The sequence below is a fragment of the Devosia sp. genome, from assembly GCF_017307565.1.
In the GTDB taxonomy this organism is placed as follows: Bacteria; Pseudomonadota; Alphaproteobacteria; order Rhizobiales; family Devosiaceae; genus Devosia.
In genome coordinates this window covers 2293-3932 of the sequence record NZ_JAFKHD010000525.1, presented here as the reverse complement: position 1 = coordinate 3932, position 1640 = coordinate 2293, and the positions used below count along the sequence as shown (strand labels likewise).

Annotated in this window: 2 protein-coding genes; one reads left to right on the top strand and one right to left on the bottom strand. The window is 65.0% G+C overall.

The window, feature by feature from the left end; genetic code table 11:
• Positions 1-165, top strand: a 165-nt coding sequence (locus J0I64_RS22560) for a DUF815 domain-containing protein (protein WP_291412540.1), incomplete at its 5' end; no start/stop codon positions are given.
• A gap of 68 nt (positions 166-233) precedes the next feature.
• On the opposite strand, the gene J0I64_RS22555 is transcribed toward J0I64_RS22560, so the two are convergent.
• The gene (locus tag J0I64_RS22555) at positions 234-1124 is read right to left on the bottom strand and encodes a M23 family metallopeptidase (RefSeq protein WP_291412538.1); all 891 of its coding nucleotides are present in this window, start codon (positions 1122-1124) and stop codon (positions 234-236) included.
• Between the last annotated feature and the right edge of the window lie 516 nt (positions 1125-1640).

Below are 1640 nucleotides of genomic sequence, written 5' to 3'. Positions count from 1 at the left end.
CTGGCCATGGTTCGCGGCTACGTCGACTATTATGGCATCGACATCGACGAGGAGACGCTGCGCGCGCGCGCCATCGAGTGGGCCGCCACCCGCGGCTCCCGCTCGGGCCGCGTGGCCATCCAGCTGATCCGCACGCTGGCGGGCGAACAGGGCAAGGTGGTCTAGCCACCTTTTTTCCAAACAAACGAAAAGGGCCGGTACTGAGTACCGGCCCTTTTCGTAGGAATTCTGGCTTAGCTCGCGAGCAGCGGCATCGGGTCGACCGGGGTCGCGCCCTTGCGCAGTTCGAAGTGCAGCTGGGGCTTGGAGACCGAACCGCTCATGCCGACCGTGCCGATAGCATCGCCGCGGCTGACCACGGCGCCCTTGGCGACGCTCATGCCCTTGAGGTGGGCGTAGGCGGAGACGTAGCCATTGGGATGGCGGATCAGGATCAGGTTGCCATAGCCTTCGACGCCGGAACCGACATAGATGACAGTGCCATTCTCGGCAGCCTTGACCGACGAACCTTCCGGCACGTCGATATTGATACCGGTGCCACGCGAGGCGGCGAAATCGGTGATCACGCGACCGCTAACGGGCCAGCGGAACTTGTCGTTGCCCGAGGCAACCGGCTCAGCGGCAGGCACATTTGCGACCTGGGTCGGCGCCGGGGTGGCAACCGGTGCTGCGATCGGGGCCGGAGCGGCCGGAGCAACGGCAACCGGCTGTTGCTGCGGAGCGGCCTGCGGCCGACCGAGCGGCGCGGGAGCGGCGCCGAGCGTCTGGGTGGCGCTTGCAACCTGCACGGTCGGCTGCGCTGCAACCTGGGGCGCACGCACCAGGTCGGGACGGCCCGGGATGATCAGCTGCTGGCCAACGACGATCTTGTCGGGCGACGAGAGGCCGTTTGCCTGCACCAGAGCCTGGGTCGTCACCTCGTAGCGGCGGGCGATCGTATAAAGCGACTCGCCACCGGCGATGGTGTGAGTATAGGCGCCGGCCGAGGCGGCCGGCTGAGCGGCAGCGGCCACCGGCACATTGCTGTTGACGGGCAGCGAGGAATTGCCGGCAGGCGGAAGCGAGCCGAGGGCAACGGCAGGCGGCAAGGACGGCGCAGCGGCCGGAGTTTGCATGGCGGGCATGGCTTGCGGGGTTCCCATGGAAGCGGAAGAACTCAGTACAGGAAGATCCTGGGATTGAACTGAGGGCGCGCTCGCCCCCATGCCAATCGGCGACGTCCCGCCGACAGGCTGCATAAAGCCCGACTGAACGGGCGAAGCAGATTGAGCTGGAGAATTGCCCCAAGCACCACCTACGGACGCAGGCGGCAGGAACCGCTGCTCTGCAACCTGCATCGTCGCAGGCGCTCCCAAGGAGTTTGGCATGGGCTGGTTCAGCGTGGCTGGCGCAGAGGACTGCGCTACTGATCCAGTGGTTGTGGGATCACCGAAAGACCGGGCTCCGAGGCTCGAACAACCGGACAAGCCGACCGCAGCCACAAACAGACCAGCCACGGCGACTGCACCTTTAGGCACCCTGACAGACAGGTTTTTACGCATCGGCTAACTCGTACGCAGGTACTTAACACTGGAAACGAGACTAGGCCGGTAAGGTAAAAGCAGCCTTAAAGCCGATGCGATTTGAGTGAAATCGACAGG